General features: G+C 61.2%; 16 protein-coding genes and 1 pseudogene. 3 read left to right on the top strand and 14 right to left on the bottom strand.

From position 1 onward, the window contains the following. The 8 genes from HY68_RS39035 to HY68_RS39000 form a co-directional block, all read right to left on the bottom strand. Positions 1 to 828: leukotoxin LktA family filamentous adhesin (locus HY68_RS39035; protein WP_157874620.1), on the bottom strand; the 828-nt coding region annotated here is incomplete at its 3' end. A gap of 614 nt (positions 829 to 1,442) precedes the next feature. Then, complete coding sequence (locus HY68_RS41715) at positions 1,443 to 2,285, bottom strand: SDR family oxidoreductase (RefSeq protein ID WP_157874619.1); 843 nt, start codon at positions 2,283 to 2,285, stop codon at positions 1,443 to 1,445. Positions 2,286 to 2,344: 59 nt separating this feature from the next. Next, the gene (locus HY68_RS39025) at positions 2,345 to 3,421 is read right to left on the bottom strand and encodes a branched-chain amino acid ABC transporter permease (RefSeq protein WP_198533596.1); all 1,077 of its coding nucleotides are present in this window, start codon (positions 3,419 to 3,421) and stop codon (positions 2,345 to 2,347) included. Continuing rightward, positions 3,418 to 4,452 carry a branched-chain amino acid ABC transporter permease gene (locus HY68_RS39020; protein ID WP_078864261.1) on the bottom strand — a complete coding sequence of 345 codons (1,035 nt, stop codon included), beginning with the start codon at positions 4,450 to 4,452 and terminating at the stop codon, positions 3,418 to 3,420. Before HY68_RS39020 ends, HY68_RS39025 begins: the two co-directional genes overlap by 4 nt. Then, complete coding sequence (locus tag HY68_RS39015; RefSeq protein ID WP_042002463.1) at positions 4,449 to 5,168, bottom strand: ABC transporter ATP-binding protein; 720 nt, start codon at positions 5,166 to 5,168, stop codon at positions 4,449 to 4,451. Before HY68_RS39015 ends, HY68_RS39020 begins: the two co-directional genes overlap by 4 nt. Further along, positions 5,165 to 5,935 carry an ABC transporter ATP-binding protein gene (locus tag HY68_RS39010; RefSeq protein WP_042002462.1) on the bottom strand — a complete coding sequence of 257 codons (771 nt, stop codon included), beginning with the start codon at positions 5,933 to 5,935 and terminating at the stop codon, positions 5,165 to 5,167. The genes HY68_RS39015 and HY68_RS39010 overlap by 4 nt, the downstream gene beginning before the upstream one ends. Before the next feature lie 26 nt (positions 5,936 to 5,961). Further along, entirely contained in the window at positions 5,962 to 7,266 is a 1,305-nt protein-coding gene (locus HY68_RS39005; RefSeq protein ID WP_198533595.1) for a substrate-binding domain-containing protein, read from the bottom strand. Between the two features lie 25 nt (positions 7,267 to 7,291). Next, positions 7,292 to 8,542: a Rieske 2Fe-2S domain-containing protein gene (locus HY68_RS39000; RefSeq protein WP_042002460.1), complete on the bottom strand. Its 1,251-nt coding sequence runs from the start codon at positions 8,540 to 8,542 to the stop codon at positions 7,292 to 7,294. A 232-nt stretch (positions 8,543 to 8,774) separates the two neighbouring features. On the opposite strand from HY68_RS39000, the gene HY68_RS38995 reads away from it, so the two are divergent. Both HY68_RS38995 and HY68_RS38990 read left to right on the top strand, forming a co-directional pair. Continuing rightward, positions 8,775 to 9,323, top strand: a complete 549-nt coding sequence (locus HY68_RS38995; protein ID WP_042002459.1) for a MarR family transcriptional regulator — start codon at positions 8,775 to 8,777, stop codon at positions 9,321 to 9,323. Positions 9,324 to 9,501: 178 nt separating this feature from the next. Then, positions 9,502 to 10,413 carry a PDR/VanB family oxidoreductase gene (locus HY68_RS38990; RefSeq protein ID WP_198533594.1) on the top strand — a complete coding sequence of 304 codons (912 nt, stop codon included), beginning with the start codon at positions 9,502 to 9,504 and terminating at the stop codon, positions 10,411 to 10,413. A gap of 23 nt (positions 10,414 to 10,436) precedes the next feature. Here HY68_RS38990 and HY68_RS38985 read toward each other — a convergent pair whose 3' ends face one another. Genes HY68_RS38985 through HY68_RS38970 form a run of 4 tightly spaced genes read right to left on the bottom strand, consistent with a single transcriptional unit; the run spans position 10,437 to position 14,299 of the window. Then, on the bottom strand, positions 10,437 to 11,348 hold the full coding sequence (locus HY68_RS38985; protein ID WP_042002457.1) for an NAD(P)-dependent oxidoreductase: 912 nt from the start codon (positions 11,346 to 11,348) through the stop codon (positions 10,437 to 10,439). Further along, a complete protein-coding gene (locus tag HY68_RS38980; RefSeq protein ID WP_042002456.1) occupies positions 11,345 to 11,731 on the bottom strand; it encodes a carboxymuconolactone decarboxylase family protein in 387 nt (128 codons plus the stop codon). The genes HY68_RS38985 and HY68_RS38980 overlap by 4 nt, the downstream gene beginning before the upstream one ends. 19 nt (positions 11,732 to 11,750) lie before the next feature. Then, a complete protein-coding gene (locus HY68_RS38975; protein ID WP_157874617.1) occupies positions 11,751 to 13,043 on the bottom strand; it encodes an alpha/beta hydrolase in 1,293 nt (430 codons plus the stop codon). Further along, positions 13,043 to 14,299: a Rieske 2Fe-2S domain-containing protein gene (locus tag HY68_RS38970; RefSeq protein ID WP_042002466.1), complete on the bottom strand. Its 1,257-nt coding sequence runs from the start codon at positions 14,297 to 14,299 to the stop codon at positions 13,043 to 13,045. The genes HY68_RS38975 and HY68_RS38970 overlap by 1 nt, the downstream gene beginning before the upstream one ends. A 264-nt stretch (positions 14,300 to 14,563) precedes the next feature. On the opposite strand from HY68_RS38970, the gene HY68_RS38965 reads away from it, so the two are divergent. Further along, a complete protein-coding gene (locus HY68_RS38965) occupies positions 14,564 to 15,280 on the top strand; it encodes a cysteine hydrolase (RefSeq protein WP_042002455.1) in 717 nt (238 codons plus the stop codon). A 195-nt stretch (positions 15,281 to 15,475) separates the two neighbouring features. On the opposite strand, the pseudogene HY68_RS38960 reads toward HY68_RS38965, so the two are convergent. Further along, positions 15,476 to 16,882, bottom strand: a pseudogene (locus HY68_RS38960) (3-deoxy-7-phosphoheptulonate synthase class II); the annotation flags it as partial. Between the two features lie 236 nt (positions 16,883 to 17,118). Further along, positions 17,119 to 18,508 (bottom strand): porin (locus tag HY68_RS38955; protein WP_042002453.1); only part of this gene is annotated, 1,390 nt, incomplete at its 5' end.

Genomic DNA, 18,508 nt, shown 5'->3' with positions numbered 1-18,508 from the left:
CAGCCTGCCGTTGATCCTGGCACTGCCGCCGGCAACGATCTGGATCGAGCCGTTGCGCACCACGATGCCGGAGGCGGAGCGCAGGCCCTTGCTGTTGACCGTGGCGGCAAACTTGGCGGCGTGATCCTGCCGCGCGATGTCGCGCGGATTGCCGCCCGCGCCGACCACCACGCTCTGGCCGATCAGGCGCACGCCATCCTGCGCATTGATGCGGCCGTGGATTGCGATATGGCCGTCCGGCGAGAGCGGGAAATCGCCATTGATCAGTTGATTGGTCGCCGCACCGTTGATCTGGCCCTGTGGGCCGATCACGCCGTCAATGAACTGCTTGGAGGGCGTCGAGACGTTGAGCGAGCCGACATTGACGGTGCCCGACTTGCCGACCACGAAGCCATAGGGATCAGCGAAGTAGACGTTTCCGCCGATCTGACCGTTCTTGTAGGAGTTCAGGGTTCCATCGATCACCGTGGTGCCGTCGCGCACCACGTTGATCAGGTTGCTGGCATTGCTCGGCACCTGCAGGTTGGTCGTGGTTCCGGTGCCGGTCTTGAACTGCGAAAACGAGTTGAAGGCATTGCCGCCGCTGATTGTCGACGTGGTGATGTTGGTGACGCTGCCGCTGGTTGCCACCGACGTGGCGGTGCGGCCATCGGGAATGATCTGGGTGGTGCCGGCCGGAACGCTCTGCGCGAAGGCAACGCATGGCGCGAGCGTCATCACCACGACCATCATCGCCGCGGTGACACGCAAGGACCGGAGATCGATGAAGCAACGTCCGGGGATGAGACGTCCGGGGATGAAATGCCCGCCGTGAGGAGCAAGCGTCACGGCTGCGCACGACCGGAATGCACCATCCAGCCGTTTTCGTGCGTCACTGCGCACACGAACGCGTCGCGTGTTGTCAGCCTGCCTCACAGCCCGCCTGCAATCCCTCGAAAAGGTCCGACGTTTGGAACGCGTCGTTGTTATGATTAATATTTTCGAAGCATCGCACCGATCGCTGCGGCCGTCTTCTCATTCAGCGCAGAAAGGTTAGCGGACGCGCAGAAACTCGCGATTTCAGCAGCTTTTAAGCATTACCACTTACATCGATCACGCGCGTCGGCGTGGCTTTGCACACATGACGTGCATTTCGGCCGCCTCTCGCCCACCGTTCCGCTGCGATCGGGACATGGCCGTGTCGACCGAATCACCCGCAGCGCCACCGGACACCGAATCGAAGCATGCCACCACGGCGCGCGTGAACTTGCGCGCGCATGAGAAAATTTTCGATCCAAGCTGGTCATGAGGCATTTTTGACTCTGATCAACCCTTTGATGTGATTGGACGGATTGAGGAGTTTGGTTTGACGAAGCTCCCGCTGCCTGGCCTTCCTAAGGACGCTCGACAACCGCCGCTGACAGTCCCGCACCACGCACAAGAGCGGCGGCCTGACCACCGTTTCAGATCCCTGCCCGCTCCTTCGCGGCGTCAACCGGGGTTGAGGTCGGCAAGTTCAGCTTCAACCCAAGGCTTCCCACATTGTTGTCGCCCGCCCCGTCGAGCACGAGAATGTTGCCGGTCACGTAACTGGCAAGGTCTGACGACAAGAACAGGATCGACTTGGCGATATCCGCAGGGTCCGCCATCCGTCTTAGCGGGTTCGTTTCCTCGACCCGCTTCCAGTCGTCGGGAGAGAGAGCCTTTTTCACACGCGGCGTGAATACGAAGCCGGGAGATACCGCGTTGACCCGAATGTTGCGCGGGCCAAGCTCCATTGCGGCGCTGCGGACAAGGTGATGAAGGGCTGCTTTCATCGATCCATAGATTGCCTGATTGGGCAATGGCCGCAGGCCGGCGCGAGATCCAACCAGGGTGATGGTGCCGCCACCGTTCTCGGCAAGAATCGGAGCCGCACATTGCAGTGCAAGGAGCGCATGCCGGAACACGATGCCGAATTGCCAATCGAGCGTTTCGTCGTCACAATTTTCCAGCGGCGCCACCATCCCGACTGCCACGATATCGACGACCCCCGCCAGCCGGCGACCGAATAGACTCCTGGCTTTGGCAAACACCGCTTCCATATCCCTGCGATTTCGAATGTCCGCGGCGATACTCTCGCCGTTGACCATGGCGGCGGTGTTGCGGGCCTCGGCCTCGGAAATATCCACGCACAGAAGATCGGCGCCCGCCCCCGCGAGAGCACGCGCGACAGCCGGGCCAATTCCCCCGCCGCCTGCGCCGAGGAGTACGAATCCGCGATTTTCCAGTCTCGCTTGATCGAAGTAGTCGAGGCCATTTTCCATTGTTGCTTTTCCTTGGCTCATTTGGAGACCCGCGCCGGCCTTTCCGACCGACGGTTAGTTCAATGTTTCCGCTCGGGCGTGCCGCGAAGCGTTCCAACGATGCCGGTTGGAAAAAAGTAGACCGACAAGACGAACAGAAGGCCCAGCCAGAGCAGCCAGCGGTCAGGTGACAGAACCGCTGCGAACGCCGGCAGCGATCCAGCCGCCTTGGTTCCGATCGTCAGCAGATCCTGGAGATAATTCTGCGCCACGATGAAAATCGCAGCTCCGATCGCAGCGCCATAGATCGTCCCCATCCCGCCAATCACGACGATAAGGAGGACATCGACCATGATCTCCATGCTCAGCGACGTATCCGGGCCGTTGTATTTGAGCCAAAGCGCCAGCATGCCGCCGGCCAGGCAAGCAAACAGCGCGGAGACCACAGCCGCCATCGTGCGATACACGACCACCGGATAGCCGATCGCCTCCGCGCGAAACTCATTATCCCGAATCGCCTGAAGGACCCGCCCGAACGGCGAATTGACGATGCGCAACATCACCAGCACCAGAATGAGCGCGAGGGCAAAGATCAGGTAGTAGCAGATCAGGCGCCCATCCATTGCGATCCCGAAAAGCGGATTGGCGAATTCGAAGCCCGGCGAGATAACCGCGGGGGCCGAAAAGGTGAGTCCGTCCTCGCCCCCCGTCAGGTCCGACAGCTGGGATGCGAGCGAGGCAAAAGCCGAACCAACGGCCAATGTTATCATGGCGAAGAATATCGCCCGAACGCGCAGGGAGAACAGGCCGATCAGACATGCCAGGATGAGGGAGAGCGCCAACGCCAAGCCCATGCCTGCGGCCAGGGATTGCCATGCCGGTCCCAGCACGGTTGACGCAATGGCCACGCCGTAAGCGCCGATGCCAAAGAACATCGTATGCGCAAAGCTGACAATCCCCGTATAGCCGAGCAGGAGATCAAAGCTCGCAACCAGCACGATGAAGATCATCACCTTGGCAGCCACGTTGATCGCCTTGACGCCGGGCACCAGGAAGGGCGCGAATGCGAGGCCGACGACGAGCAGAACCAGCAACACTGCGAGAATGCGGCTGCCCGGCATGTCGTTCGACAGGATCCGTCTCAGCATCGCCGTCATCTGTTCACCACCGGATAAATTCCTTGCGGACGCCATAGAAGCACCGCGACCAGGAGCCCAATGCTTGCGAATTGCGTCAGCGCCGGAAATACGAAGCCGACATAGTTGACCACGAGCCCCACCAGCAACGCGCCGATCATCGCGCCGGTCGTGGAGCCCAGCCCTCCGATGATGATGACGATGAAGACCAAAACGTTGACCTGCACCCCCATCTGGGGAATGAGGTTCTGCTGGAACAGCCCCCACATCACGCCGCCGAGCCCGGCCAGGGCGCTTCCGGCTACGAACACACCGACGAACAAGCGGCCAATGCGATAACCGAGCGCTTCAACCATTTCCCGATCCTGCACTCCGGCCCGCACCAGGAGGCCGACCTTCGTCCGGTTGAGCGTCCAGGCCAGCGCGGCAAAAACGACCAGGCCGATGACGACGGCGAGGATTCGATATCGCGACAACGAGGCGTCGCCGAACGAGACGGCGCCACGAAGAGCTTCGGGCAGCGGCAACGGAATCTGGGTGGGTCCCCAAATGACCTTGATCAGTTCCTCGCCGATGATGCCCCCGCCCATCGTGATCAGAATCTGCTTGAGGTGCTTGCCGTAGACAGGCCGTACGACAATCCGCTCGAAGGCGACCCCCAGCGCTGCCGCGGCGATCATCGCCGCGAGCATTGCACATCCGAGCGCAACGAGATTGCGCCAAAGCTCCGTGGAGCCGGTCCAATCGACGAGAGGGCCGAGCGTTGCGGCCGCAACATAGGCCCCGAACGCAATGAACAGCCCGTGCCCGAAGTTGAGCACGTCCATCAACCCGAATACGAGCGTCAGTCCGGACGCCGTGATAAATATGATCATTCCCATGGCGAGGCCCGCCACCGTCAGTGTCAACCATGTCGAGGGCGAGCCAACCAGCGGAAGCGCCACAAGCGCGATGGCCGGCATCAGCAGCATCGGCCGCATGTCGAATTCGATCGGCCAGATGGAAGAATTCGCGCGAACACGCATCGGAGATCGGATCTCTGTCTCGGTCATAGCGCAAGCCCCAGCAAACTCTGCTGCAAGCGGACGTCGTTCGAGAATTCGCTCATGCTTCCCTTGTGGACGATGACACCGTCATCCATCACCGCCACATAGTCACCCAGCCGTTTCGCGAAGTTGACGTTTTGCTCGACAAGCAGGGTGGTGACGCCAGTCGCCTTCAACTGCTCGATTGCATCGATCATGTTGTTGACGATGGCAGGCGCCAACCCCTTGCTCGGTTCGTCCACAATCAGAAGGTCTCGCGGCTCAACGATTGCACGCGCAACCGCCAGCATCTGCTTCTGCCCGCCCGACAGCTTGCCCGCCTGAGTGCCCCAGAACTTCTCCACCGCCGGAAACAACCTGAAGATCCATTTGAGACGCGTCTCATCGAGGTCCTCGACGCGCTTGGCCTCGCGCGCCGCAAGCAACATGTTCTCCTTCACCGTCAGATCGGCAAATATTCCCATGTGCTCGGGTACGTAGGCGATACCCATTTTCGAAATCGCCGGCGTCGATAGTGTCGTCACGTCCTTTCCGTCAAACCGGATATTGCCACGCGAAGCCCGCCATAGCCCCATGATCGTCCGCAGCGTGGTGGTCTTGCCGGCGCCATTGCGCCCGAGCAACATCGTCACCATTCCCTTCGGCACGCTGAGATCGACGCCATGCAGGATGTGGTAAGCGCCGATGTGCGTGTGCACGCCTTCCAATGTCAGCGCGTTCATTGCGAGCTCACCGCGCCAGTGGCTCCGAGGTAGGCCTCCTGGACGACAGGCATCGCGATCACGTCGGCCGGCTTGCCGTCGGCGACCAGCGTTCCGTCGTGCAGTACGACGATCCTGTCGGCCAGCTCGCGCACGACGTCCATCTTATGCTCGACAAGAAGAATGATCTTCAATTTATCGTTCCTGAGCTCACGAATGAGGTCGAGTATGACAGGAGCTTCCGCGGCGTTCATGCCGGCGGTCGGCTCGTCGAACATGAATACCGTGGGTTCAAGAGCCATCAGCAGGGCAACTTCCAGTTTTCGCTGATCGCCATGCGGCAAGCTCGCAGCGAGGTCGTGCGCCCGCCTGTCGAGGCGCGTCGCCTTGAGCAACTCCCATGCCCTGCCGGTCAGTTCAGTGTGATCGCTCCAGATGCTCCAGAGGTTCAATCCATGCCGATGGCTACCCTTTCGCGAAGCCTGGACCGCAAGCCTGAGGTTTTCGAGGACCGTCAGATTTGGAAACAGGTTCGTCAGTTGGAACGAACGACCGAGCCCGGCCTGTGTCCGTGCCGACGCACGAAGACCGGATAAGGACCGCCCGTCCAGCACGACGTCTCCGGCAGTCGACGGAATCTGCCCGGAAATGAGATTGAAATAGGTCGTCTTGCCTGCTCCGTTCGGCCCGACGATCGCCGTCAGCGTCCCCGGAGCAAAACTGCAGCTTACGGCGTTCACGGCCACATGACCGCCAAACCGCTTCGTGAGATTGTTGGTTTCAAGCATGGCTAACCTGATGGCGATGGCGATGATCAGCGTTTGTTTCGGATGGGCAGATGCATCTCGTCTGCCGTTATTTCTCGAACGAGCTTGGGCACCCCCCATGCAACGACAGGGTCGTCGACAATCTCGAATTGATACATCGATTGGAGGGCTTGATGATCTTCCTTTCGGAACGTCATTTTCCCCTTCGGGGTGTCAAACGTCATGCCTTCCATGGCCGCCATGAGCTTGTCAGACGCGACGTCGCCATTGGTCCGTTTGAGCGCCTCGACGAGGGCAAGCCCCGCTGTGAATCCGGCGGCGACAAAGAAATCGGGCGGTCCACCGGACTTCTCGTAGTTCATCTTGACGAGCGCGTCGTTGATGGGATTTTTGGGGATCCCATAGTAATAATAAGTCGCACCTTCCATGCCCGGCAGCTTCTTGAAGTGCGCCAGCGTCGGCAAATCCGTAACCAGTGTCGCCATGTGGATGTCATAGCGTTTGAGATCGAGATCGGCGATCTTGAAGGGGTTGTTGGTTCCCGCCCAAACGATGAAAATGACCTTTCGACCGGGCAGATCCTTGAGCTTGTCGATGATGCGCTGTCCACCCGCCGTGAAATCCGAAGTATCGCTGGGCAGGAATTCCTGATGGACGACTTTCGCCTTCTTCAGCGCCTCACGGAACGCCTTCACGCCATCCTTGCCATAAGCGGAATCCTGGGCAAGCGTGGCGATGCTCACACCGTCGCTGTCCAGCGCGATCGCGTTTCCGATAGCGTCCTGACTGGACGAGCGGATAGTCCGGAACAGGTACTTGTTCCACTTCGCTCCGGTGAGCACGTCAGCCACCGCATTCTCGATGAGCAGGATCTTCTTGTATTCCTCGGCCACCCCAGTCATGGCCATTGCGACACTTGATCCCGTCGGCCCCACGGCGATGTCGGCCTTGTCGTCGCCATAGGCTGTCGCCAACGCGGCCTTCCCCACGTCCGGCTTCCCCTGGTCGTCCTTCTCGATCATGACGATCCTCTTGCCGGCGACCTTCATGGTGCCTTCGGTCGCGTAGGATAAGCCCATCATGAGCCCATCGTGATTCTGCCTGGCGAACGATTCGAGAGGGCCGGTCTTGCTGTAAATGTGGGCTATGCGGATGTCGTCGGACTCGGCGCGCACACTGGAGAACGCCGAAGCCAGAACGCAGGCTCCGGCCGCGAGCATCGTCGCAGCGAACGTCCGAACGACAAATGCACATGCCATCTCTTCAAAACTTTCCTTGAATAAAACGCCCGACCAGCACCGCCCGTGGCTGGTATCGCCATGTTCGCGGCGAGACTGCCGGCCGATCCGCATCGACCGATGACCGCTCCGCAGTGAACTATGCGGCAACCCCAGCGTGGTGACCGGGGACGAGCGCTCGCCAATGCTGATCTTCGGGCGCTGCCGCATCGATTGCGGAGATCAAGCCGACATCAAAGCCGACACCGACGGGATCCAGTCCGCGCTCGATGCGGTCGATCGAGTCCATCAGACATTTGCGGAATCTCGCGATCGCCAGGTCCGATGATATCAGGTTCTCCCTGGTGCGGTCTGAAATCGGCCCCATCGACGTGGCGATCACCGCATCCTCAACCGCGATCCCACGGAACCCGGACCAGTTTTGATCCATGATATCGCGACGCTGCTTGGCGTTGTCGCCGCGCGTGAACAGAAACTTCCGGCTCTCACGTGAGTACAACTCGGGATCGTCATAGCCGGTCTCTTTCAGCCGGCTCTCGAGCGAGATCGGCTGGCTTCCATAGCGAACCGAGTAGGTCGCGGTGTGCTCGTCGTCGATCGGCACTTCGAACGCGATGGTAAAATTGCTCTTTCCTTGAAGGGCCCCGCCGGGGATGATTCGGCCGAACGGCATGATGAAGGGCACCACCCGGACATTGGCGCCATCGGAACCTCTGCGAAACGCGGCGTAATGGTAGCCGAACTCCGTGTCTTCGATCTCGAGACTGGGGCCCGTGTCGTTCATTGCGCCGACCGCTTGCGCGGCCGCGCCCGCCCAGTCGGGACGCGCTGCATTCGTGTGCAGGATGCTGACATGCGAACTGTCGAGCCCGCCCTCGATCATCTGGACCCAATTGCAATGCGTGTCGACTCTGAGGAGAACCCGCTGGTCTTCCGGCACATCCATGAACGCGAACCGCTGGAAGGGCGGACGTTTTTCCTTTGGGCCCAGATAGGTCCACACGATGCCGCCGGCTTCAACGACGGGGTAGGCGGACGCGCGCAGCTTCGGGGGCCGCTTGTCCGCCGGCAAATTCATGATGTCCTGGACGGAGCCATCCGCGCCAAACTTCCAGCCATGATAGAGGCAGCGAATGCCGCATTCCTCCACGCGCCCCAAGGCGAGAGAGGCCCCGCGGTGGATACAGAATTCGTCGAGAACCCCGAGGGCGCCGTCCTTTCCTCTGAAGACAACGAAGTCCTCCCCCAGCAAACGCGCTGCCGTCACCGAGCCTGGCTCGCGCATCTTGTCGACAGTGGCAATCGGCATCCAGTAACGCCGGAACAGGGCTCCCATGAGAGTACGCGGACCGATCCGGCACAATCGGTCGTTTTGCTCCTGTGTCAGCATTTGCGCGCTTCCTCCACGGTCCCTGCTTTTCTCTGCCTGTCGGCCTGCTCGACATACAAGCCGCGCGCCGGCCCAATGTCAACGTTATTCTTCCTAGGAAGACGATTGACCTTCCCAAGAAGACAACTCCGCTGCGGGAGATCCGGATTTCGGCGGATTGTTCCCGCCCGACGCCGAGTGTATGAAAGGTGTTCCAGGGTCAAGGTCGACCCGATTCAGGGAAGCAGGCCGGATGCCACGCAAGAAGACGGACAGCAAGATTGGGAATGCCGAAGATATCGCAACGAGCTGGGCTCGGGAGCGGCCCGACCTCGATCCACTGGACTATCTTCTGCCAATCTACCTCATTCGAATCGGCCGCATTGTCGATCGCGCCGGGGACCAGAAGTGGAAGCGGACCTTCGGGATCAGCGCCTCGGAGCTGCGCGTGCTCCTGGCGCTGAGACGCGCGGGCGGTGAGTACTCCCGCCGCCCGACCGATCTGTTCAAAGCGCTCCTGGTCACCTCGGGCGCAATGACAAAGACACTGGATCGCCTGGAGGCGCTTAAGCTCGTCAAGCGCCGGCCTGATCCGAACGACAAAGGCGGGTTCCTGATATTCCTGACCGCCAAGGGGACAGGGATCTCCGATACGGCCATGAGCGAGATCGCAGAGGCTTCGATCCTCTCCAGGTCGCGCATTTCACTGTCGCGACAGGAGAGGAAACTGCTGACCAAGCTGTGCGAACGCATTCTCCAGGACTTCGAGAACGACAGCGAGGCACTGAGTTCGTTCGCGTGATCCCTTGAGCGCCTTCCCCTCGCCGATCCCGGGCGGCGAGGCATGCGAAGATTGATCTTGCTAGGAAGATGTTTTGGATCTACCACGTCCGCGCGCACTCTTGATGCCGAGGGCAAACGCAATGTCGGGACAAACAATCCCTCTCCGGGTCACGGAAGTCCGTTACGAGGCGGCCGGCGTGTCGTCCTACATTCTCCGCCGCGAAGATGGCATGGCGCTGCCGTCCGCAGCAGCCGGCTCGCATGTCGACCTGCATCTTCCCAACGGCCTGGTCCGCAGCTATTCAATTTCAAATGCCAACAAAGACCACGGCACCTACCGGTTTACCGTGGCTCACAACCCTGACGGCGCCGGCGGCTCGATGTATCTCCGGGAGGCTGTCAGGGTTGGCGACACGCTGGCAGCCACGCGGCCGAAGAACAATTTTCCATTGACCGAGCAGGCTCCCCTCTCGGTGTTCATCGCGGGAGGGATCGGGATTACGCCTTTCATGCCGATGATGGCGGCGCTGAATTCGGTTGGACGCCGGTGGAAACTTTTCTACTGCGCCAAGACGGCAGAGACCGCACCGCTGCGCGACGAGGTCGACCAACTGGCCTCGGCCGGCTTCGGAGAGGTCACCTGGCATCTGACGGGCCAACCCGGCGCACGGCGGCTGGATTTGAAAGCTGCGACCTCGGCGGCGCCTGAGGGAGCGCATTTCTACTGCTGTGGGCCCAACGGCATGCTCAGCGACTTTCTGTCGGCCGCATCGTCGCATGGACTACCGCCCGATCAGGTTCATGTCGAGTATTTCGCAAACGAGACCGAAGCCTTTACCGAGGGAGGCTTTACGGTCGTGCTCCATCGTTCGGGCAAGGAGCTGCTGGTGAAACCTGGAGAGACGATCCTCGACGCGGTGGAGGCGGCTGGCGTGCAAGTCCCCCAATCCTGCCTCGAGGGCCTGTGCGGCTCCTGCGAGACCCCGGTGATCGAGGGCGTGCCCGATCACCGCGACGTGGTCCTTTCAGAGCGCGACAAGCAGGCCGGGCGAACGATGATGATCTGTTGTTCCGGCACCAAATCGCAGCGCCTGGTCCTGGACTTGTGACGGCTCGGGAGCGCTCGTCGAAATCAGGACTCGGTCGCCGTCAATTCAACGCGAGACAACGTCTCGCTGAGCTTCGCCAGCGCCGTATGGTCCTGGCCTGGGCCGAGCAGTGTGGCAGCAGCGGCGCCAAGTTCCCTGCACAGTGATGCAAATGGGCTCGGAGCATCGACGTCGCGCGCGATGCCCAAAGCGATCGAGAGATCCTTGACCATCAAGTCGAGGCCAAACCCGCTGTCGAACGTCCGGGAGAGAACGAATTGCTTGAACTTCTTCTGCGTGGAGTTGTTCATTCCCGTGGATGCGTTCAGGACATCGGTCATGAGCGATGCGTCGATCCCGAACTTCTGGCCGATGATCAATGCCTCGATGCCGATCAGGAAACCGCCCGCCGAAACGAGATTGTTCAGCGCCTTCATCGCCTGGCCGGAGCCGATGGGGCCGATTCGATGAATGGTCGACCCCATAGTTCGCAGAAGCGCGTCAACCCGATCCAATACGACGTCGTCCCCTCCTCCCATGATGGCCAGATCCCCTGAGACCGCCCGCGACACGCCGCCGCTCACGGGAGCGTCGACCATGGATACGCCAAGCTGGGAAAGGCCTGCCGCGATGCTCTGCGTCACCGAGGGCATGCCTGACGTCATGTCGATGACGACTTGCCCCGCCCGCAGCCTTGGGTGCAAACCGTCCACGACGGCAGCAACGTGCCGGCTGGTCGGCAGCATTGTCACGACTACGTCAGCTTCCGCGACCTCATCGGCGGTGTCCAGGGCGAGACGTCCGCCGACCTGGACTGCAAAAGCTCTGGCTCTTGCCTCCGTCGCATCGTTGACTGCAAGGCGGAAGCCCGCGGCATGAAGTCGGGCGGCCATTGGCCACCCCATGTTGCCGACTCCAATGAAAAGAACGCTCTCGGGTTTTTCCGGTGATGTCACGAGAGCTTGCCCTCGGCTTTCAGGACCTCATGGGCAGCCTTGAACGCGTCGAGGCCCGCCGGTATGCCGCAATATACGGTCGCGTGGAGAAGGATCTCCTTGATCTCATCGACCGAAAGACCGTTGGTAATCGCCCCTTTCACGTGCAGCTTGATTTCGGCGGGGCGATTGAGAGCCGTCAGCATTGCCAGGTTGAGCATGCTTCGCTCGCGGCGATTGAGCCCGTCGCGGGTCCACGCATATCCCCAGCACCATTCCGTGGTGATGCGCTGGAACGCCATCATGAAGTCGTCCGCCTTGGCCAGACTTCCGTCGACGTACTCAGTCCCAAGCACGTCGCGGCGGACCGCAAGACCCTTGTTGAACATCTCGCTTTCAGCCATTTTGTTGTCTCCTTCGGTGTCAGAGCGTCGATGGGTTTCGGCTCAGGCAGCGCTCCACTGCCCGTTCCAGGAGGCCTCGTACCCTGTCGGGATCCTCGACCATCGGGAAATGCCCCAATCCCTCCATTCTTTCGAATGTGCTGCCTGCTATCAGGCTGGCGAGGCGGGCACCGTCGTCAGGAGTCGCGGAGTAATCGTACTCGCCGGTCATGAGGTGAACCGGCACCCGCGCGGTATCGATTTTCGGCGCGACCACGTTGCCGTCGAACTCGTCGGAATAGAAGGCCAGATCGCCGGGATAGACCGAGGGCGCTGCCTGGGAATAGATCCACTCGGCCGCTCGCTTCGCAGCCCGTGGCGTCGTGGGGCTCATCAGGCCGGCGACATAGGCCGAATTATGCGTCCCGGTCGCGACCATTGGGTGCGCCAGATACGGATTGCCTCTTCCCGGCGACTTCAACGGCGGCTCCAGCGCAATCGCGGCGCGCAACAGCTCCGGCGCGTCGGCAGCCACAACAAGCGCAATGGCGGCCCCCATCGAGCACCCAATGAGAACCCCGGGCTGCCTGACGACTGTCCTGAGAAACGCCGTTACGATGCTGGCGTATCTTTGCTGTGTCAGCCTGTAGGGGGCGACACCATCCAGGAGCTCAGGCATGGATCGACCGTGCGCCGGCATGTCAAAAGCGAACATATGCCATCGCTCGGCGAGACCGACGTCGGCGAGGAAAGCCTGATATTGACGTGCATCGGCACCGGCCGTGTGGAGGAATACCACCGGCAGACCGCGCCCGGATTCCTCGAAAAACAGAGTGGTACGCGTGTCATCGATGGTCAGTGTGGCGTAACCGCCACTGATGATTCCAAGGTTTCGCTCGACCCGCGACATCCTGTCGGTCGGCGGCGGCCGAAGTGCCTCAAATAAACGCTCGAGCGCCTGCCGCGCCTGAGCAATGCGCAGAGGATCTCCGGTCACCTGTACGCTGGCATTCTTGAGTTGAAGCGCCGTGAACGAATGAAATGTCGGCGGAGGCTTCGATGCCAGGATGTTCGCCCAGGTTTCCGCGCCGGCTTGAATCGAGATATCCGCAGCACCTGACATCTCTTCAAGGCCGGCTTGTCCATCGGTGACGACGAGATCCACGCTCTCGGCGTCAATGGTCAAACGAACACGCACGTGAAGTCCTGCGAGGACCGACGAAACGCTGAACCTCTCGGCGGCGCGCGTGAACGCCTCTCGCACCTGGGCCATGATGAGCAAATCCGGCATATTTCCGCCAAGCCGATCCATCGGCTTTTCCTCGGCTCGCACTATGCCGGTTCTTCTATTCTGTGCGAGGGGACGAGCGTTCGCCAATGCGCACCATCAGGTGGACTCGCATCCACAGCTTCGATCGACCTGCTGTCGACATTGAATCCGACAGGCTCAAGCCCGCGCTCCATCCTGTCGATGGAATCGAGCAGCCTTCGACGCATGCGAACGATCGCCAGATCGGATGAAATCAGATTTTCCCTCGAACGATCGTACAATGGCCCCATCGAAACGGCGATGACGGCGTCCTCGGTTGAAATCCCACGGAAGCCCGACCAATTCGTCTCCATCAAATCGCGGCGCTGCTTGTTGAACTCCATCCGGCTGAACAGAAACTCCTGCGTCTCCTGCGAGTAGATCCCGGGGTCGTCGAGGCCTGTCTCGCGAAGGCGGTCCGCACGACTCATCGGCCGATCGGCGTATCTCACCGAGTAGGTCGCAGTGTGCTCATCGTCGATCGGCACCTCGATAAGCAGGGTCGAGTTGTATCCCAACAGGGCGCCGCCCGGGATGATGCGGCCACTGGGCATGATAAACGGGGTAATGCGCACGTTACCGCCGGCACCGTTAGCCCGCCCGCGGAAGGCGGCGTAATGATAGCCGAACTGCGTGTCCTCGATCTCCAGGCTTGGCCCGGTATCATCCATCGCACCGACTTTCTTGTCGGATGCGCCTCCCCATCCGGGGCGCGCTGCGTTGGTATGCAGAATGCTGACGTGCGAGCTGTCCAGGCCTCCTTCGAGCATCTGCACCCAGTTCGCATTCGTCTTCCACATGAGAACGACCCGATTGGCATCGGGCAGATCCATATAGGCGTAACGCCGGAAAGCCGGCTGGCTTTCCTTCGGACCGAGATAGGTCCAGATCAGCCCTCCCTCTTCCACCACCGGATAGGCCCGCGCCCTCAGCTTCGGCGATCTCTTGTCTGCGGGGATATTCATGATGTCGAGAACGCTTCCGTCCACGCCAAAGCTCCAGCCGTGATAGAGGCACCGCAGCCCGCATTCCTCGACGCGCCCTAGGGCAAGTGAAGCACCGCGGTGGATACAGAATTCATCCAGCACGCCGACCTGGCCGTCTTTGCCCCGGAACACCACGAGATCCTGACCCAAAAGGCGCTCCGCGCGCGGCGCGCCACCGGGTTCGATCAACTTGTCCGCGGTGCATACCGGCAACCAGAAACGACGAAACAAGGCGCCCATCGGAGTTCCAGGCCCAACCCGGCACAGCCGCTCGTTCTGCTCTTTGGTCAGCATCGTCCGCTCCTCACGCATCGAGGCAACTATCATCGGCCGCCCGATTGCAGGGAGTCTTGCCATCACAATCATCGCCAGTCAATTTAGTTCTTCCTAGGAAGATGATTTATTTTCCCGGGAAGACCTTCGAGACAGGAGCCGCCGGTCACTCGGGCGATTGACTTTCCCAGGAAGACATCTCAAGAATTGTCCGCCCGGAGCTGGGAGCGCCTGATGGGGACTTCTCCTGCGAGCGCTCGCGCAAGCTCGCGACACGGACGGTCGATGAAGCACACATCCCAAATCTCACCTCAAATCATCGCCACGAACATCGCGCGCAGAGGAAGAAAACGCGCGTTCGAAATGGTTTCGGCTACGCGCACCGCGCATCTCGTTGTCGACCTTCAAAATGGCTTCGTGGAACGCGGCGCTCCCGTTGAGGTTCCCGCAGCGCGAGCGATCATTCCCAACGTCAATCGCATCATCCAACACGTCAGGCGATCAGGTGGCCTCAACGTGTTCCTCAGATTCACGCACGACCCCGGCGAGCCGGCGCCATGGACGGTCCCCGGCGAACTGCGCCCGGGAAAGGAAGGCGAAGCCGTTCGAAAGGCATTCGAGAGAGGCGCGAATGATTGGCAATTGTCCGATGATCTCGATATGGGAGCGGACGACCTGGTTCTCGACAAGACCCGCTACAGCGCCTTTGTCCCCGGGACGTGCGAGTTGCAGCACGTGCTCCAGGAACGAGGCCTTGATACGGTCGTCATATCGGGCGTTCTCACCAATTGCTGTTGTGAATCCACAGCCCGGGACGCGATGCAACTCAACTACAAGGTCGTCTTCGTTGAGGACGCCAATGCCGCCCTCACCGATTCTGCTCACAACGGCACCCTCGACAACATGGCTGCCTTGTTCGCAGATGTTGTCTCAACCGACGAACTTATCGAAAGTCTCGCGGGTGAACGACGACTGGCAGAGTCGCGAGCCGTAAAGCCATGAGACCGTAAAGGGCGCGAGTATTCGCGAGGGATCGGCGCGCCACTGCCCCGCACCGGAGAAAAGGCTTCGGACTTCGTCTGGTCCCGCCCGGTCAACCAGGGCCGACACGCACACGCGTTACATCGATGCTGTGTGCACCCTGCGCTCTGAGTGCGCGCCCGCAATCCGAATCTTCTTATTCGCCATACGTTCGGACCTGGACATCTCGGCGATCACAAACGCGAGCTCGAGCGACTGGCTGGCATTCAACCGCGGGTCGACCATGGTCTGGTATCGCAGCGACAGCGTCTCGTCGGTGATGGCCTGGGCGCCGCCGGTGCATTCGGTGACGTCCTGACCGGTCATCTCGATGTGCACGCCGCCCGGATGGGTCCCCTCGGCCCGGTGCACCTCGAAGAAGTGACGCACCTCGGACAGGATCCGATCGAACGACCGGGTCTTGTAGCCCGAACACGAGGTGACGGTGTTGCCATGCATCGGATCGCATATCCAGACCACAGCCCGCCCCTCCTCGCGCACCCGGCGGAGCAGCGGCGGCAACTTGTCCCTGACCTTGTCCGCCCCCATGCGGACGATCAGCGTCAGCCGCCCTGCCTCGTTATCCGGGTTCAGGACATCAATCAGCCGGATCAGGTCATCGGGCTCGAGCGATGGACCGCACTTCAGGCCCAGCGGGTTCTTCACTCCTCGCAAGAACTCGACATGCGCGCCGTCGATCTGGCGCGTGCGGTCGCCAATCCACAGCAGATGGGCCGAAACGTCGTACCAGTCCCCTGTCGCCGCGTCGATCCGCGTCAATGCCTGTTCATAGGGCAACAGCAGCGCCTCGTGACTGGTGAAGAAGTCTGTCGTCTCCCCGGTGGCGCCGCACGCGGTCATGAATTCCAGCGCTTCGTCGATCCGGCCAGCGAAAGTTTCGTAACGTTCCGCCGAGGGCGACAGCGTGACGAAGCCGAGGTTCCACTGATCCAGCTTGCGCAAGTTGGCGTAGCCACCCTGGGCGAAAGCGCGCAACAAATTGAGGGTCGCCGCGGATTGGTTATAGGCCTGGATCATGCGGGCCGGGTCCGGGGTGCGCGACACCTCGTCGAAATCGACCGCGTTGACGATGTCGCCGCGGTAGCAGGGCAGCGTGACGCCCCCCAGCGTCTCAACGTCGGCGGAGCGCGGTTTGGCGAATTGCCCGGCCATGCGGCCGACCTTGACCACCGGCCTGCCACTGCCGAAAGTCAGGATCACCGCCATCTGCAGCAACACGCGGAAGGTGTCCCGGATCTTGTTCGGATGAAACTCGGCGAAACTCTCGGCGCAGTCGCCGCCCTGCAACAGAAATGCCTTGCCCTCGGCGACGCGGCCAAGCGCCGCCTTGAGCGATCGCGCCTCATCCGCGAAGACCAGCGGCGGATATTTCGACAGGGTTTGCTCAGCCGCGGCCAGCTTCGCGTCGTCGGGATAGCGTGGCATCTGCCGCATGGGCATCCCGCGCCAGGACGTCGGACTCCAACCGTTCGAGACATCAGGTTCGTCCGACGCGAGCAGGTCGGACGCGCGAACATACGCCCAATGGTCAAAGACGGGTACCCTCAACCACATATCGTTCATCTGACGGGCTCCTTTTCGCTGACATGAGAGTCTTGCGGGTCTGATCGGCAGATTTGGAAGCGAAGCTTCGTCCCTTGGCAGCGCAAAAGCGCATTCGGATCTGAAAACTGATCGGCGACAGTCCCAGCGGCAGAAAACGACACGGGGACCGATCCAAGGTCAGGCAGCAATCTTTTGGACGCCATCATGAACCAGTCCCCATGCGCGAGATGCGTGGACGCGTCTCCCGGACACGGTTAGAAGCTGCGCAGGATCTGGACGTGACCGGAGTAGATGCCCTGATCCTTGAGCTGAAACACGGTGCCGGCGGGCATGCCGTACAGGGCCGTGCTGGTCGTGAACGTGCCGTTGAGATGCTGATAGAGCCGGGTGTAGTCGAACTCCGCGGCCAGTGTCAGATTCTTCACCGGCTCCCACGCCGTTCGCGTGCCGAGCATGAGCACGGCGAACTCAAAGCTTCCGGTGGCGTTGGTCGCACCCGTGCTCAGGCGGCCGGCATTGGCCGCAGCAAGCAGCAGCGCGTCTCCACCGGATCCATAATCGACATGACTGTAAGAGCCGAAGAGCGAGGTCCGCCACGTGGGGGCCCAGTAGTGCTCATAGAAGGCGTCGACTTCCCAGGAATTGCTCTTGGTGATCGAGGTGCCGTTGCCATAGATGCCGTCAAGCACATACCCGAATGCCATGCCGCCGCCACCAACCTTGGCGAGCCGTCCCGCTCCGGCGGTGTCCCAGCTGCCGCCGAACACATACTTTGCGGCGCCGTTCGCGAAGGCGGCCTCGACTTTCAGGCTGTCGCCGACGCCGGTCGGCAGATTCTTCAGCTCGAACGCGCCGACAACGGCATACCCCCAGGTCGCGTCGGGATGACCGCTCGCGCTATTGGACGGCGTGTAGTAGGTGCCGTGAACCTCGTGCGCAGCGGCGCCGACATGCAGCGAACCCCAGTTCTGGTCGAGACGCAGGTTTCCGACGATGTCCGGAACGTGGTCGCCGGCCTGCGCGTTGGCCGGGAAGTTGTTCGGCGTGGTGCCGTAACCGAGGGTCGCGCTATCAAGCGGCCCGATCAGCGCGCTGGTGCCGGACAGTGACATGTTCGCGACGCCGGAGGTGCGGTAGGGATAGGCGTCTTCCAGCGCGACCGAGGCCGATATGCCGTTGCCGAACTCCGCCGTGTAAGCGAGCTGCGGAATGCCGGTGGCATCGAAAGAGCCGGCGAAGAAACCGGTGCTGCTGATGAACGGCCGGTACAGCGCCCATTGCGGATCGAACTGCGATACCGCCTTGCCAAACGTGAAGCCGGCAAACTGGATGAACAGGAAGTCGTTGGCGATCTCACCGCCGGCGATGTTCTCATAGCCCTGGGTGAAGTCCAGCGAGCTGCTGGCGTAGGTCCGCACCACGCCATAGTCGGTTGCGGTGCGGGTGTCGAAGTTCATCACGAACCGGGACCGCGTCGTGAAATAAGTCCGGTTGTAGGAGTTCGCGCCGCCCGAACCGCCGCGATAGTACGGCACGCCCCATGCGAGGCCATTGAAGGTGGTGCCGACGCGGATCGCACCGCTGATGCGGATGCAGGTGTCGGTGCCCGGGATATAATAGAAGCCCGCACCGTAGAGCGAGCAA

The organism is Streptomyces sp. AcH 505 (assembly GCF_000818175.1).
In the GTDB taxonomy this organism is placed as follows: Bacteria; Actinomycetota; Actinomycetes; order Streptomycetales; family Streptomycetaceae; genus Streptomyces.
This window is presented reverse-complemented; position numbering and strand designations above follow the sequence as displayed.